The organism is Helicobacter muridarum (genome assembly GCF_000765805.2).
Taxonomy (GTDB): Bacteria; Campylobacterota; Campylobacteria; order Campylobacterales; family Helicobacteraceae; genus Helicobacter_A; species Helicobacter_A muridarum.
In genome coordinates, this window is the sequence record NZ_JRPD02000030.1 from 1 (window position 1) to 16,047 (window position 16,047).

Below are 16,047 nucleotides of genomic sequence, written 5' to 3' on the forward strand. Positions count from 1 at the left end.
TTGTTTTTCCAGCTTCGCATAGAAACTTCGCTTCGCTTGTTTTTCCAGCTTCGCATAGAAACTTCGCTTCGCTTGTTTTTCCAGCTTCGCATAGAAACTAGCTATCGCTTGTTTTTCCAGCTTCGCATAGAAACTTCGCTTCGCTTGTTTTTCCAGCTTCGCATAGAAACTTCGCTTCGCTTGTTTTGAGTTGGGGGTAGTTGGGTTTATTTTGATTCTAAACTTTAGATTCTAAGCAAAAAACTTATTAGCTAGCTTACAATACTTATCTTGCAATATTTGGCTTTAGTTTGTTATCTCTCACAGCTTTTAAGTGAGTGTGATTCAAAGATAAATGTAGTATTAATTAACTGCGTAATTTATATGCTCTGCCTATAAATACAATTATTAGGCTTATTAAAAGTATCTTAAATACCAATACGCTTTGAGAGTGCATTGATTCAAAATTATCACTTTGAAGACTGTTTGAATCAAGAATAAAAGGAGTGTAATACCATACAAATAATGCTATACAAGCTACATTTAAAATCGCAAAAAGTAACCAAATCTTACCCATCATAGAGGCGTAAAAGGAGTTGAACAATTCATATAAGATTATTGCAACTAGCAAAACTTGCAAATAATAATTTAGCCTTAAGAATATGTTTCCCATAATCTGCCCGCTATCTGCGTTATCAAATACATTTGCTGCATCTTGCGAAATAAAATCTGTTGCATGGAATATAACAGGTGCTGCAAACATGCCACACGCAATAATCCCTCCTATACCAATGCCTAGTAACAACAAATATAAAGAATCTATGATTCTGAAAAAATTATTGCCCATAATAATCCTTATAATCTTTTGAATTTGTAAAATGATATTATAGAATTTATGTAATTAAGATTTATTAGTATTTATAAATCAAAAATTGATATTTAAAAACCAAAGAAGTTACTAAAATTTTGCTTATGTTATCTTAAATAGGCAAGCATTTCTTTGCTTGTTTTTATATTACGTTTGTATGCCATTGTTGCTTTGAATAATAGTCAAAGAATCTTCAAAATAAATTCGTAAATTTATCGTTTTTTCATCATAAATTCATTATGGTTTCATTAGAGATTTATTTTAGTTAGGGGTAGCCATGAGTAAGACTCTTCGCATAGTCGGGAATAAATACTTTCTGATTGGCTTTGTCTTATTGTATTTGTTTGGAGTAGTCATACTTGCAGACTTTGGAATCATAGATGATCATACACTAGTAGGCACATTATTAACTAATAATTACATTCCATTAACACATCATATTATGATAAATATTGGACGATTCTATCCTCTAAGTGGTATGGATTTGAATATCCTAAGTTTTCTATTTTCACCCAATGCTTTAGTATTTTATGTTTTTAATGCGTTATGTATCGTATTAATAATATTAGCATTGCATTATGTGCTAAGCACTGTTTCTAGCCATGTGTTAGATTCTATAAATATAGATGTTAATAGAGCTAATTTATCCTTTGTAGTGTCTTTTTGTATTGTATTGCTACTTATTACACCAGCTTTTATACAGAGCTATTTAAGGCTGTTTGTGCCTGAACGGCTAGAATTTTTATTCTTAGTGCTATTTTTTGCATGCTATATATACATACTATGCAATGAATATACATCAGATTTTAAAGCTCGTTATAGGTCTTATATTATTTTGTTATTTGGAATTTTTTTCGCCAATGCTTCGCTATATTATAAGGAAACTGCATTTGCATTTTTAGGCGCGTTTGGATTTTGCCATTTAGTGATATATATCTTTAGCACTAAGCAAGCTCAATATAGTAAATCAAATATTGCAAATGAGTTAATTACGCAAGGCTCAAGTAAGCTTAGGAATATTAAGTTAATTATATTTGATATAGCTCTAATAATCTCAAGTCTTATTTGGTTATTGATGTATTATTTTATAGTTATCACACAAAAAGATACAACATATCTATATGGTATGGATAGCTCACAATCATCTAAAGCAATATCAAAAGTATTCTTTGTCTTTTGGAAAATATTTTTAAATGAAACATTCCTTGTTGTGTCTATATTTGTAGGTTTTGGATTATGTCTTTTTATATGGATAAAAAGCCGAGCTATTAACGCTTTGCTTATCTCTATGATACTAGCTTGTTTTGTATTTATAGCAGAATATATTGCGATTGGAATTTTCCCAGCCAATCATTATATGTTGCCTTGTTATGTATTTGGGTTGCCACTTATTTGCATTTGGATTCTCCTTTGCTTTCGTCTAGTGTTTTGTAAATGGCTTTTTATTGTATGTATGTTATATTTCTTGTTAGCTACTTTGCCTAGCTCTTTGCTACTCTTTGGTCATTACAAACTAGTGCCTAGGAATTTTCAAGAATGCGTGAGATTCCTAAGTGATTATACAATTAGGAATGATTACACCAAAATTTACTTAAAAGACATCAATCCAGAATCTGGAGTAGAGATTTATGTAAGTTTTGATAAATGGCTTAGATTTCATGGAGGTCTTAACTTTGATGTAGATTCTCTTTTTAATAATGAATTTAGTCCTAACAAGGACGATATTATTGTTGTGCCTTATGCCCACAAAACAAATATCTTTGAGCTACTTTCAGCTTCAGACAAATATGCGCTATTATATGCCTCTTCTTATAATATCGATATACCAAATTTATCTCTAAGGAGTTTGATACGTTATATTAAGAGTAAGGCAAGGGGCGAGGATAATAAGAATGTTGGTCAGTTTTCTGATTATAATTTTTATATTTTTAAAGTTTTGAAGTAAAATGGTTTTGGAACAAATATATAAATTTATATTGTCTTTTGAGGATTTCATTTAGCGATTAGGTAAATTTTTGCGATAATTCTATATTTTTATACTTAATGCGAAGGATTTAACTTGGAAAATAATTATTATAGGTGCTTTTATAAAGTTGCTCTATATTGTTTAGGGACATGTGATAATGTTTAATGATAATTTAAACTATGATAGTTTGGTTGATGAATTACTTGTAGAACCTTTAATATCAGGCAATGCATACTATGCGAATATAACAGATTTTTCTGCCTTGAAGTCGCATAGTCTTCTTAATAGGTATAATGAGTTTGGGTTAGATAAAGAGCTAATAGATGGATATACTAATGATTATAATGTATTTTTGATTCCGTATGTAGTTCAATTTGAGTTTCGTTATCAAGACAAATTCATTAGTAATCTTAAGGATTTGGGCACAAAAATGTCTCTTAGTAGTTCTAATATAGATGCTATAAAGAATATTAAGGATTTGCGCACATTTAGAAATTCTTGTATTGCATTTGGAGACTTTAGCTTAAGTTATATTAATAAAGAGGGCTGGTATGGAATGTCTGATGTGTATTGGGAATTTTTTGAGGTAATTCGTTTGGAGTATTCTCGTATGATTTCAGATAAGTTAAATAAAATGTCTTCGTATTTGTATTTTTCTTTCTTGGATTCTAGTGGGAAATCCATTATTAATCTATATTCTGATTTCCGAGATTATAGTCTTGCAGATTATGAGCAAAAACCTGTAAGACTAATTAGCAAGTTATTAGTTAATACCAAGCGACATACCTTTGCTACTTATCAAGTAGAGCCACTAAGTCCTATGGCATTGTCTTATTACAGCCGATTATTTTTTCTTATTAAACAAAAACCTGAAGAAAACCACTATGCTTTTGTGATATTTCTAAATGCAGATGAAATTAGTAGCATTAATCAAATTAAAACATGGGCATGTGTGGATAGATAGGACTTAACAGTTAAATCGTAGCTAATAGATTCCTAATATATGGCTTCATCATTTGACATTCTGTTTGTATTCAAATCTACTGGCGTAAAGATTCTTCTTAATATATTAAATGGTGCTTTGATAATGTCAGCTGCTAATGTAATATGTATATTTGGGTCGCTGTATTTACCAGTTAAGATTAGATTGGTATTAATTTGTCCTTCTCTGCCTAGTATCAGATAACCAATAATTGGAATCTTATTAATAAATTTACTTAAATTCTTGATTGTAGAAATATTTAGATTCATATTCATTTCTTGCGAATCTTTATCAATAATGCCCCAACCATTTATGTCCATAGAACCACCAATCAGGAATATATTTTGTAATCCTATATAATCTTCATTCATTGCGAATAATATTTTACCATAGCTTACTTGGTAGCCTTTTGTCGTGATATGCGGATTCTTGAATATGAATAATGATGGCACAGTGTCAATTAAGGCGAATATATTTTGCACAGCCTTAAAGTTAGTTAGAGAAGTGTTTTGTATCTCTGCAGAACCGTTTAGAATTTGACCTCTATATAATAAATCTACGCTAAAGATACCACCTTCTAGTATTTTTTTGCCGTCCTTTGTAGATGTTAAAACTGTATTTAAAAAATCCCCGCTAAAGTTTTTTGCCTTAATGCTTATATTATCCTTAATGACATTTACATTTAGAATTCCCTTTCCATACTGTCCATCAATCACGATTCTATCATCAACAGATCGAACAGTGATGCTATCAAAAGGTGCTGTGTATCCAAGAAATGTAAGTTGTAAATTTTCTCCCAATACATTGAAATCTGCTGCATTTATTTTCATCTTCTTACGTAATTTATTTTTTATTGCTATTAAGGCTAGCTCCTGCTTAATCTCTGCTTCAGAATATGGCAAATCCTCCTTTTTACTATCTTTTAGTAATTCTACAAAGAAGGGAATCTTTGATTCATACATTTCATCAACATTGATTCTGTATCCCTTAATTCTCAACATGCTTAGAGAATCTTGGCTCTTAAAGTCTAGGTTTGGGTTTGCTGTAATGGTTAAAGCACCATTCTTTATTTCACCTTTTAGAGTTAGAAATGTTATTTTTTGATGTGAGATTGTATATATCGGATATTTTAATTGTGTTAGATTGAGTATAAATTCAGCGTTAAAGGGCTGTTTATTTTGTTCTATATTCTTTTGGCTTTGCTTGTTATTGTATTGGTTGGATATTTTACCATTAGATTCTTGATTATTAGATTTTTCATTTTTAGGGTCTTGGCTGTTGTGATTCTTGTTATATATTTCATCTTGATTGCTAAGCACAATATGAGTGCTAGTGCCTGATTGTGTTAGTGTTTGGGTTGATTGCACATTTTGTTTATTATTGCTATTTTTTGATGTATCCTTATCTTGGTTATTTTGTGCAGCTTTAGCTTTAACATCTTTGCTTATATTTTGCTTATTATGAATATCTGCGTTTTCGTTATTTTTGTTTTCTTTTAGATTTGAATCATAATATGGTACATTTAAGTTAAAGCTACCATGCTCAAGACCATAATATCTTGCAAGTGGTGAGAATTTTAGAATCTTATCAAGACTGTCTACTTTGATATTTAGATTTTTACTTCCTTGTCTTAACGATAGGCTTAGTGCTGGAATGTTAAGTATTAAATCATCTTTGAAGCTTAGGGATAGGTTAATATTTGTGTTGTTGATTCTTATGAAGTCATGCTCTAGGTTTAGCCCCTCTTCATCTATTTTAATTTGCTTTAATGCTAGATCCTCTAACTCTTTTTGGCTTAGTTTATTAAATTCTCTAGTCTTTTTTGTCCTTATCTTTAGTTTGTCCCAAACAGGGTTATTTTTTAGCTCTTTTAGCACATATTCATCATTCTTTGCTGCACTATTGTCTTGCTTGGATATGTCAGAACTTATGTTTTCTATGTTAGGTATAGAATCAACAGGGTTTATATTTTGTGATTCTATCTTATTTGTATTTTGATTCCCGTTTTTGTCCAATGCTGTATTTTGGGCTAGGCTTTTATATATATTGTTTGTTTGATTTGGATTAGGTGCTATTTGCTGATTTTGCATAGTGCTAGCTTTATTGATGCTATATCCATACTGCTTTAGTTTTTTTTGAAGAGAGCTTTGTTGTATGATTTCGCTAGTATTGTTAAGATAGATTCCATTATTTGCATTCTTATTTTTAAGATTTTGACTAATGAGATCCATATCTTGATTCTCAAGATTTTGATCTTGTAGTGCCATTTTTTTTGGCTCATTGCTTAATATATATATGTTTTTTGAATTCAATCTTGCTTCATGTATATGTGTGCTTGCCTTTAGTGTTTTTTTATTTAAGTCTAATATTATATTTGCATCTGCATTAAAGATTCCTTTCCATCTAACTCTTGTTCCATTGATATAAATAAAGCTATCATTTGGTGTAATATCTAATGCTACATTTATTTGCTTTGCTTCTAATGGAATATCAAATAGTGATAAATTGGCTAGCTTTGCTTGCACTGCTCCTTGCAATGAGAAAAGATGTTTATTTGCATCTTTCTTATCCACCTCAATTGCTATTTTTAAGTGTAAACTAGAATTATTATCGTCTTGCGCATTTATTGAAGATTTACTTTTTAGAGTTGTATTTGAATTTAACTCTAGCATTTTATCATACAGCGATGAGACATCTGTATTTGCTTGCTCATTTTGTTCTGCTTGTTTTTTATCCATGTTTGCATTCTGCGTAAATATAGAGCCTGTATCTATAGATTCTATATTTTTGGAATCATTATCTATTGCTTGCGTTACGATTAATTCAGTATCTTGCATGGTTTGTTCTATTGCTATTGTGGACAGATCTCTGTTTTTAAATTCATTTTGTTTTTGTTTGGATTTTATAGATTCTTGCATTACAGGGACAAAGACATCATAGCTTTGAAGCAGTTTGTTTAAATGTGAATCTAATCTGACATCTTTTCCATTTAGAAATATATAGATATTACTAGATGGTATATTGGAAATTAGTACTTCTGAGCCATGCAGATTCATATTTGCAAAAGTAGCATACATAGGTATAATTTTTAGATTTGCCCTAGAGAATTGAATCTCTACTTGTGGTGAGTAGATTGGCTGCACTCCCGGGTTTAATGTTACGGCTGCATTTTTTATTGTGATGTTTGCCTTTGTATTATCTAGTAGGCTTTTTGTTATATTATTGATATTTATGCTTGTTTGTAGTCTTGTGAGCTGTAAAGAATCATATTCTATTTTGTCGTAGAGCCAATCTTGCAATGTTTTTCTTAAAGCCATATTGTCCAACCCGTCTATATAAGGCTTTATTAAATCAAGATTTTTAAGCTTTATACTAGAAGCATTTAAATCTATTTTGTGAAAATTAGTTTTGCCGTTTGCATTTAGGATTTGCTTTGATTCTAGAATCATGCCAAAGTTAAATTCCATTTCATTTTTTGGAATCATATATGTAATTTTACCATTAATTTGTATAGGAAAGTTCTTAAGTAAAAATTCGTTGATTGTTATTTTAATGCTGTTTTGATTATCTTTGATGGACAAATTAGCATGAAACGTTGGCGTATCAAGCTTATAGCTCACACTATCATAATATAACGATATATGCTTATTATTGGATAAAATGAGGTTTTTTATCTTTAGCCGCTCAAAATAGCTTAGCGCGTATAGTGTCTTTTGAATATATTCAGCACTATGCTTTACTGTATCTACAATATCTTGATCTTCATCTTTTTTTGGCTGTGATTCCAGCGCACTTATATCTATATTATCAATTTCTAGCGTTAGCTTTTCATTTAGTTGCAAAAAAACTTGTTTGATATGTATATCTCCAAAGGAAAGGCTTTCAATACTAATTCCATCTCTAAGAGTCTTATATCCTGCAATCATTATTGCAATAATTACAACAAACCATGTAATTGAGCTGAAAAATGGCTTTTTAACAAATCTATTCTTTCGCGTATTTTTAGTAATTTTTATTATTTTAGATTGATTTTTAGGATTTAAATCTTGTTGCGATTTTGTTTGTTTTTTTGTATTATTAGGCGCAAAAACAGGCTTAGAGAGGCTAGATATGAGCTTATTATTCATTGTAGCTTTGTGCATTTGTTGCTTGTTGATTTGTGCTGTTACAATGGGGTATTTTTGTTGTAACTCATTTAGAGCAAGGATTACTCCTATGTCTTGTGAGGATTCTAGGCTATGCTTTGGGCTTTCTTCGTTAATTTTAGAATCTAATGATTTGATATTAACCTTATTTGATTTTTCATCTAGGGTTAATGTTGCATTTTTATTTGTGTCTAACTGCAATTGCAAATCTAGGCTATGGTTAATATCGCTTGTTATTTCTTTTTCCAAGTTGGTGTTTTTTTTATCTGTGTTGATGTTGTTTGCTAGATCTAGGCTTAAAGATTCTTGTGCTCTTATATTTTCCTTAGTTACATTTATTTTTTCTTGTGTGTGGAGGTAAGTTTTGGAGTTATTGTATAGACTAAGGTCTGCGTTTTCTCCATTTTCTGTTAGGGGATTTTGTAATATTTTGCTTGGGGCTTCGATATTTTTTTTGGTCGGCATTTTGTTCTATCTTATGATTCCTATCAAGTCTGAAAGGATTATATTTATCCCTAAGGGTTCTACCAAAAATATTATAACACATTTGCAATCTAAAGGCTATGAGCTTAGCCTATATGATGCTTATTTGCTACATTTTATCGGTAAGCCACAAAGTGGTTGGATTGAGATTCCACCAAGATATATAGATCATGAATTTTCTAACCTTGATACAAAAGATTCCATAAATTTTGACATATCCCTAAGCAAAATTAGATTCTTGCAAGCACTTACAACAGCAAAAGCTGCTACTAAGAGTTTTACTTTAATACCAGGAGAGACTAGTTACTTTTTGTTGCGAAATATTGCAAGCACATTTAATCTTGATGTGAGTAAGCTAGAATCCATATATGAGCGGCTTTCTCCATATAGTGATGGTGTTATCTTAGCTGATACTTATAGTATTCCATATCAAGCCAATGAAGAATTTATTATTTCATATCTGTTACAAACATCGCTACATAGGCATGAAGAGCTAGCAAGTGAATTGCTTGGTAGATATATCCAAGATGAGTGGTTTAAGTATATATCTAAAGCTTCAATCATACAAAAAGAAGCTGCTAATTTGGAAGAGATGCCGCTTATATCAAGCGTTATTGATAATAGAATTGCAATAAATATGCCTTTACAAATGGACGGATCTCTAAACTATGGTAAATATTCTCACATTCGCGTAACTCCAGATAGAATCCGAAATGATACTAGCGAATTTAATACTTACAAATACACAGGGATTCCAAAAACCCCGAGCGGCAGTGTAAGTATAAATGCCATTAAAGCAGCCATATCGCCAGCAAATACTAATTACTTATATTTTATGCGCAATAAAAATGGCTCGCATGATTTTACACATGATTATCAAGAACATTTGAGAAACATTAGTAAGGTAAAAAATTAACACTATCTTTAAAAAATGTGAATTTTTATAACATTTAAATTTTTTTTAAGTCAATTTACAAGAGAATCTCGCTAATCAAAGTGCGCAAATCGTAGAGAGCATTTTTGGTCATAATTTATTTTGCATCTGCTTTATAAAAATAGGAGAATATGATGAATATACATGAATTTCAAGGAAAACAGGTCTTAAAAAAATACGGCGTATCTGTGCCAAGAGGTCGTGTTGTAAGCAATGGACATGAAGCCAAAGCTATAGCAAGAGAACTTGGCGGTAGCGTATGGGTTGTGAAAGCACAAATACATGCAGGTGGTAGAGGTAAGGCTGGCGGTGTTAAACTAGCAAAAAGTCTTGATGAGGTGGCAACACTTACAGATTCTATGTTTGGTATGACACTTGTAACTCATCAAACAGGTCCAGCTGGGAAGAAAGTAGGTAAGGTATATGTAGAAGAAGGCTTGGATATAAAAAAAGAGTTTTATATAGCAGTTGTGCTTGATAGAGGGTTAGAATGCCCTATATTTATCGCTTCAACTGAAGGGGGAATGGAAATAGAAGAAGTAGCAGAGAAAAGTCCAGAAAAGATTATTAAAGTAGCAATTGATCCTACTATTGGATTCCGCTCATTTCACGCTCTAGAGTTAGCAATTGGCTTAGGACTTACAAAAGAACAACAAAAACCATTTAGCAAATTTGCAAAAGCTCTCTATGATGTGTTCATCAATGAAGATGCAGAGCAGGTTGAAATTAATCCGTTAATTCTCACAGGAGATGGTAATTTTCTAGCACTTGATGCAAAGCTTGGTTTTGATAATAATGCCCTATATAGACATTCTGATATTGTTGCTATGCGAGACTTCACAGAGGAAGAGCCAAGTGAGATTGAAGCAAGTGAGAGCAATCTAAGCTATGTTAAGCTTGAGGGTAATGTAGGTTGTATGGTAAATGGTGCAGGGCTTGCAATGGCTACTATGGATATTATTAAGTATGAAGGTGGGCAGCCTGCAAACTTCCTAGATGTTGGTGGTGGTGCAAATCCTCAAACTGTAGCAAAAGGTTTTGAGATCATTTTGAAAGATAAAAATGTAAAAGCTATCTTTGTTAATATATTTGGTGGTATTGTTCAGTGCGATAGAGTGGCAAATGGAATTATTGAAGCTACAAAGATTAGTAGCGTTGATGTTCCAGTTGTAGTGCGCTTAGATGGGACAAATGCAGAGAAGGCTAAGGAGATTCTAAAAGGTGCGGGTATTAAGAATCTAATTGCAGCAGAAAATCTAAAAGATGGTGCACAAAAAGTTGTAGCAGCAGCAAAATAAATGTGTAAAAAATAATATTAAGGAATTATGTATGAGCATTTTGGTAAATAAAGACACAAAAGTAATCGTTCAAGGTTTTACAGGCAAAGAAGGCAGTTTTCATAGCGAGCAGTGTTTGGCTTATGGGACACAAATTGTTGGCGGTGTTACGCCAAATAAGGGTGGCACACAACATTTAGGTAAGCCTGTATTTAACACCGTAAAAGAAGCTGTAAGCAAAACAGGAGCTACTGTTAGCATGATTTTCGTTCCGCCAGCATTTGTTGCAGATGCTATTATAGAGGCTGCTGCAGGTGGCATTAAGCTAGCTGTAGTTATCACAGAGGGCGCACCAACAAAGGATATTATGTTTGCCAAAATCTATGCTAAAAAGCAAGGTATGGATATGATAGGACCAAACTGTCCTGGAGTTATTACAAGTGATGAATGCAAAATTGGCATTATGCCCGGCTTTATCTTTAAAAAAGCAAGTAACAATATTGGTCTTATTTCTAAAAGCGGGACTTTAACTTATGAAAGCGCGAATCAGCTTGTTCAACAAGGACTAGGAATCTCTACTGCTGTTGGAATTGGTGGTGATCCAATTATTGGGCTAAGCTATAAGCAAATATTGCCAATGTTTGAAGCAGATGCTGATACCAAAGCTATTGTTATGGTTGGCGAGATTGGAGGAAGTTTAGAAATTGATGCTGCTGCATTGATTAAGGAGCAAATTAAAAAACCAGTAGTTGCATTTATCTCTGGAGCTACTGCACCTAAAGGGAAGAGAATGGGGCATGCTGGAGCTATTGTAAGTGGTGGCAAGGGAACCGCAGCTGAAAAGCAAGAAGCACTAAGGAAAGCTGGTGTCATTGTTGCGGAGAGCCCAGCAGAAATTGGTTTGACAATGAAGAAGCTTATTGGCTAATTGGGACCCAAACCCAAAATTATAAGGAGAAGATAATGTCAGAGATTGTGATGCCTGAAAATGTCCCAGTTTGGGTTAATGAGGCGAGATGTAAAGCTTGTGATATTTGTGTTTCAAGATGTCCAGCCGGTGTATTGGCAATGCAGCTTGATTCACATAAAGTGTTAGGAAAGATCGTAATGGTTATACACCCTGAAAGTTGTATTGGCTGTTTGGAATGTGAACTCCATTGTCCAGATTTTGCAATAACTGTTGCCGATAGGAAGAAGTTTAAGTTTGCTAAGACTGATAAGGCTGCGCAGGCAAGGGCAGATAAGATTAAAGCAAATAAATTTATGGCTATTGAGGAGGATGTAAGCAATGCGTGAGGTAATTACAGGTGGAAATGAACTTGTAGCAATGGGAGCAATTGATGCGGGTTGTAAATTCTATGGTGGCTATCCAATTACTCCAAGCTCAGACGTAATGCATGAAATGGCACATTTACTGCCTCATCATGGTGGTAATTTTATTCAAATGGAAGATGAGATTAGCGGCATCTCTGTATCGCTTGGTGCTTCTATGAGTGGTGTAAAGGCTATGACTGGTAGCTCTGGACCAGGAATCTCCCTAAAAGCAGAACAAATAGGATTAGGATATATGGCAGAGATTCCATTAGTGATTGTGAATGTTATGCGTTTAGGACCATCAACTGGCATGCCAACAAGAGTAGGGCAGGGAGATATAGCATTTGCTAGGTATCCTACACATGGAGATTATAAATCTATTGCATTAGCACCCGGGACATTAGAAGAAGCATACACACAAAGTGTTCGTGCATTTAATCTTGCAGAAGAATTTATGCAACCTGTATTCTTGCTGCTTGATGAAACAATAGGACATATGTATGGCAAAACTATGCTGCCTGATCTAGAGGAAATTCAAAAGAATCTAAAGAAGAGGAAAGAGTTTACAGGAGATCCAAAGGACTATAAGCCCTATGGTGTAGGACATGATGAGCCTGCAATCCTTAATCCTTTTTTTAAGGGTTATAGATACCATATTACAGGTTTGCATCACGGTGCTATTGGGTTTCCTACTGAAAATGCACAAGAAGGACAAGCTCTAATTGATAGATTATTCAATAAAGTAGAAAGCCGTGCTGATTATCTAAGCAATAATGAAGAGTTATATCTTGATGATGCAGATATAGCAATAATATCATATGGAAGTGCTACTTTGGGAATCAAGGAAGCCTTGCATGAGCTAAGAAAAACATCTGATATTAAGGCTGGTTTATTTAGACCTATAACAATATGGCCAAGTCCTGAAAAGGAGCTCAAAAAGTTAAGTGAGAGATTTGATAAAATACTCATGATTGAGTTAAATAAGGGGCAATATCGAGAAGAGGTTGAACGTATATTGGGTCGCAGTGTAGAATTTATGGGTCGTGCAAATGGTAGAACTATCGCTCCTAATGAAGTGATTGAGAAGTTGCGTTCTATGAAGTAATCCATAAGACAATAAAATATAAAGGAGAAATAATGGCTTTTAATTATGATGAGTATTTACGCGTTGAGAAAATGCCTACACTTTGGTGTTGGGGCTGCGGAGATGGTGTGATTCTAAAAAGCATTATTCGAGCTATAAACGCTATTGGCTGGGATATGAACGATGTTTGTTTAGTTAGTGGTATTGGTTGTAGCGGAAGAATGAGTTCTTATGTAAATTGTAATACCGTGCATACTACTCATGGCAGAACTCTACCTTATGCTACAGGAATTAAGCTTGCAAATCCAGATAAACATATAATTGTAGTAAGTGGAGATGGTGATAGTTTGGCTATTGGTGGAAATCATACCATACATGCTTGTAGACGAAATATTGATATAAATCATATCATAATCAATAATTTCATCTATGGCTTGACTAATTCTCAGACATCTCCCACAACTCCAAAGGGTTTTTGGACTGTTACTGCCCCTGGTGGAAATATCGATAATCAATTCGATATTTGTGAACTAGGCATAGCAGCAGGTGCTACATTTGTAGCAAGGGAAAGCGTACTTGATCCTAAGAAGATTGAAAAAGTTTTTATTGAAGGCTTTAAGCATAAGGGTTTTAGTTTATTTGATATTAACTCTAATTGCCATGTAAATCTTGGTAGAAAGAATAAAATGATAGAAGCTACTGATATGCTTAAGTGGCTTGATTCTAGAGTTTTGCCAAAAAGAAAATATGATGAATTAAGCCCTGAAGACAAGAAAGATAAATTTCCTACTGGAATCTTAAAGCATGATACTGAAGCAAAAGAATATTGCGAGGCTTATGCAGAATATAAAGCAAAAGTAACAGCAAAAAAAGGAGGGCACTAATGGAGCATCAATTACGTTTTACTGGTGTTGGCGGACAAGGTGTTTTACTAGCTGGTGAGATCCTTGCTGAAGCCAAGATACTTGGTGGTGGTTATGGTGTTAAAGCTTCTACATATACTAGCCAAGTGCGTGGAGGTCCTACTAAGGTTGATATTTTGCTTGACAAAGATGAAATTTTATATCCTTATGCAATGGATGGCAATATAGACTTTATGTTATCTGTTGCGCAGATGAGCTATGATATTTATAAATCTGGTATCAAAGAGGGTGGCATTGTAGTGCTAGAGCCTAATCTAGTTAAGCCAACCAATGAAGATAGGGAAAGATTTAAGATCTATGAGATTCCAATTATTACTATTGCAAAAGAAGAGGTTGGTAATGTTGTAACGCAAAGCGTAGTAGCTTTAGCTGCAACCGTAACCTTTACTAATTGTGTTGAAGAGGATTTAGTGATAGAGACAATGTTAAGCAAGGTTCCTGCGAAGGTTGCCGAAGTCAATAAAAAAGCCTATGAGTTAGGCAAGAAGTATGCTCTTGAGTGCTTTGATAAGGTTCTTGCATAATTTTTGTTTATGGGTTTTATACATACTTCAAAATTTTGTCTATTTTGCGCATTGCATTGAATTTTTGTAAGGTATGAATTTTTAATAAAAGGATTGATTTTGACTGTAGTTAATAAGATAAATTTTAAAGATGCACTAGAGATTTTCCAAAGTCCGTTTATGGATTTGATTGCACAAGCACATGATATTCATATTAAACATTTCTTATCAAATACGATTCAAACTAGCACATTACTTAGTGTTAAAACTGGGGCTTGCACAGAGGATTGCGCGTATTGCGCACAGTCAGCACGTTATCAAACTGGCGTTTCGTCTCATAATCTTCTTGATGCTAACACCATATTACAGTATGCCAGGACTGCCAAAGAAAACGGCTCTCAAAGATTCTGTATGGGTGCATCAGGTAAGAAGCCTAGCGATAAAGAATTAGATATTATTTGTAGTGTTATTGAAGATGTTAAAAAGATTGGATTAGAGACTTGTGCTACACTAGGCTCATTAACACAACAACAAGCGGAAAAATTGAAGAGAAGTGGGCTAGATTTTTACAATCATAATATAGATACTTCTCCTGAATTTTATCCTAAAATTATCAGCACTCGCACGTTTCAGGATAGATTAAATACAATTCAGAATGCACGAGATGCTGGGCTTAAGATATGTGTAGGTGGTATTTTGGGCATGGGTGAAAGCAATGAAGATAGAATTAATATGCTTGTATTGTTGGCAAATCTTCCTATTCCTCCAGAGTCTATACCTATTAACCGTTTGGTAAAGATTCCTGGCACTCCTCTTTCTCTTGATAATAACAACCTAGATTCTAAAATTTCTGATGTTGATTGTTTTGATTTTGTGCGAATTATTGCTACTGCTAGGATTCTTATGCCTAAGTCCTATATTAGACTTTCAGCAGGTAGGAATGCCATGAGTGATTCTTTGCAGGCATTATGCTTTTTTGCTGGAGCAAATTCTGTTTTTTATGGAGATAAATTACTTACTACTAATAATAACGAGACAGATAAGGATGACATGCTTTTTAGTAAATTGAATCTTAAAAAAGAAACTTTTATTGAAGCAAAAATATGATTGTCATTGATATTGTTAATTTATCAGAATCCTTATTTCTTAATTAGGATTATAAGTAAAATCTTCTAAATAATATTGCTTAAGCTTATGTTTTTATTAAACTAAAATGAAGGTAATATAATTTAAGTGGGCAAGCATTAATTCTAAATAATGCCAATTAAATCAAATAATAAAACTAATAATATGGTGTTTGTATTTTTTGCTTCTAAATTATATTTTTGTTTTGTTTGTGTTGATTTTTTTAAAATCATAGAATCTATAGTTTTCGCAAAGTAAATGAATTTTAATAAACTATTAAGATTACAATCAAATAACTATAATTTATTCATATTATATAGCCACTAATTATTAATTCTATTTGTATTATTGTCATATCTTTGCATAAAATCTTGACTTGCTTCAAGATTACTTTGCTTTATTATCTACCTAAAATTAGATATTTCTTAAGATCATATATCTAGCTTGCATATGAGCTAGATATA

Annotated in this window: 12 protein-coding genes; 10 read left to right on the plus strand and 2 right to left on the minus strand. The window is 32.9% G+C overall.

Features of this window, described 5'->3' with window-relative positions; all coding sequences use genetic code 11:
- Positions 1–346: 346 nt before the first annotated feature.
- A complete protein-coding gene (locus LS73_RS08840; protein WP_034558677.1) occupies positions 347–826 on the minus strand; it encodes a DUF4149 domain-containing protein in 480 nt (159 codons plus the stop codon).
- Between the two features lie 298 nt (positions 827–1,124).
- Between LS73_RS08840 and LS73_RS08845 the strand changes: the two genes are divergently transcribed.
- Both LS73_RS08845 and LS73_RS08850 read left to right on the plus strand, forming a co-directional pair.
- Positions 1,125–2,792, plus strand: a complete 1,668-nt coding sequence (locus LS73_RS08845; protein WP_034558679.1) for a hypothetical protein — start codon at positions 1,125–1,127, stop codon at positions 2,790–2,792.
- A 178-nt stretch (positions 2,793–2,970) separates the two neighbouring features.
- Entirely contained in the window at positions 2,971–3,777 is an 807-nt protein-coding gene (locus LS73_RS08850; protein WP_104692236.1) for a hypothetical protein, read from the plus strand.
- 32 nt (positions 3,778–3,809) lie between these two features.
- Here the strand turns inward: LS73_RS08850 and LS73_RS08855 are convergent, their stop codons facing one another.
- Complete coding sequence (locus tag LS73_RS08855) at positions 3,810–8,405, minus strand: AsmA-like C-terminal domain-containing protein (RefSeq protein ID WP_034558680.1); 4,596 nt, start codon at positions 8,403–8,405, stop codon at positions 3,810–3,812.
- On the opposite strand from LS73_RS08855, the gene LS73_RS08860 reads away from it, so the two are divergent.
- The 8 genes from LS73_RS08860 to bioB all read left to right on the plus strand — a co-directional run bounded on the left by LS73_RS08860 (position 8,395) and on the right by bioB (position 15,565).
- Complete coding sequence (locus tag LS73_RS08860; RefSeq protein ID WP_233708786.1) at positions 8,395–9,339, plus strand: endolytic transglycosylase MltG; 945 nt, start codon at positions 8,395–8,397, stop codon at positions 9,337–9,339. The genes LS73_RS08855 and LS73_RS08860 overlap by 11 nt on opposite strands.
- Positions 9,340–9,491: 152 nt before the next feature.
- The gene (sucC, locus tag LS73_RS08865; protein WP_034558682.1) at positions 9,492–10,655 is read left to right on the plus strand and encodes an ADP-forming succinate--CoA ligase subunit beta; all 1,164 of its coding nucleotides are present in this window, start codon (positions 9,492–9,494) and stop codon (positions 10,653–10,655) included.
- 31 nt (positions 10,656–10,686) lie between these two features.
- Positions 10,687–11,562 (plus strand): succinate--CoA ligase subunit alpha, encoded by an 876-nt coding sequence (gene sucD, locus LS73_RS08870; protein ID WP_034558684.1) that lies wholly within the window; start codon positions 10,687–10,689, stop codon positions 11,560–11,562.
- A 35-nt stretch (positions 11,563–11,597) separates the two neighbouring features.
- Positions 11,598–11,930: a 4Fe-4S binding protein gene (locus LS73_RS08875; RefSeq protein ID WP_034558686.1), complete on the plus strand. Its 333-nt coding sequence runs from the start codon at positions 11,598–11,600 to the stop codon at positions 11,928–11,930.
- Positions 11,923–13,053, plus strand: a complete 1,131-nt coding sequence (locus LS73_RS08880) for a 2-oxoglutarate synthase subunit alpha (RefSeq protein ID WP_034558689.1) — start codon at positions 11,923–11,925, stop codon at positions 13,051–13,053. The genes LS73_RS08875 and LS73_RS08880 overlap by 8 nt, the downstream gene beginning before the upstream one ends.
- 32 nt (positions 13,054–13,085) lie before the next feature.
- Positions 13,086–13,916: a 2-oxoglutarate ferredoxin oxidoreductase subunit beta gene (locus LS73_RS08885; RefSeq protein ID WP_034558691.1), complete on the plus strand. Its 831-nt coding sequence runs from the start codon at positions 13,086–13,088 to the stop codon at positions 13,914–13,916.
- Positions 13,916–14,479 carry a 2-oxoacid:acceptor oxidoreductase family protein gene (locus LS73_RS08890; RefSeq protein ID WP_034558693.1) on the plus strand — a complete coding sequence of 188 codons (564 nt, stop codon included), beginning with the start codon at positions 13,916–13,918 and terminating at the stop codon, positions 14,477–14,479. The genes LS73_RS08885 and LS73_RS08890 overlap by 1 nt, the downstream gene beginning before the upstream one ends.
- A 99-nt stretch (positions 14,480–14,578) precedes the next feature.
- On the plus strand, positions 14,579–15,565 hold the full coding sequence (gene bioB / locus LS73_RS08895) for a biotin synthase BioB (protein WP_034558695.1): 987 nt from the start codon (positions 14,579–14,581) through the stop codon (positions 15,563–15,565).
- Positions 15,566–16,047: the final 482 nt, after the last annotated feature.

Coding starts and splice junctions, on each gene's coding strand:
- sucD (WP_034558684.1), top strand. CDS start 10,687: ATGAGCATTTTGGTAAATAAAGACACAAAAGTAATCGTTCAAGGTTTT.
- LS73_RS08850 (WP_104692236.1), top strand. CDS start 2,971: ATGTTTAATGATAATTTAAACTATGATAGTTTGGTTGATGAATTACTT.
- LS73_RS08840 (WP_034558677.1), bottom strand. CDS start 826: ATGGGCAATAATTTTTTCAGAATCATAGATTCTTTATATTTGTTGTTA.
- sucC (WP_034558682.1), top strand. CDS start 9,492: ATGAATATACATGAATTTCAAGGAAAACAGGTCTTAAAAAAATACGGC.
- LS73_RS08885 (WP_034558691.1), top strand. CDS start 13,086: ATGGCTTTTAATTATGATGAGTATTTACGCGTTGAGAAAATGCCTACA.
- LS73_RS08855 (WP_034558680.1), bottom strand. CDS start 8,405: ATGCCGACCAAAAAAAATATCGAAGCCCCAAGCAAAATATTACAAAAT.
- LS73_RS08875 (WP_034558686.1), top strand. CDS start 11,598: ATGTCAGAGATTGTGATGCCTGAAAATGTCCCAGTTTGGGTTAATGAG.
- LS73_RS08845 (WP_034558679.1), top strand. CDS start 1,125: ATGAGTAAGACTCTTCGCATAGTCGGGAATAAATACTTTCTGATTGGC.
- LS73_RS08890 (WP_034558693.1), top strand. CDS start 13,916: ATGGAGCATCAATTACGTTTTACTGGTGTTGGCGGACAAGGTGTTTTA.
- LS73_RS08880 (WP_034558689.1), top strand. CDS start 11,923: ATGCGTGAGGTAATTACAGGTGGAAATGAACTTGTAGCAATGGGAGCA.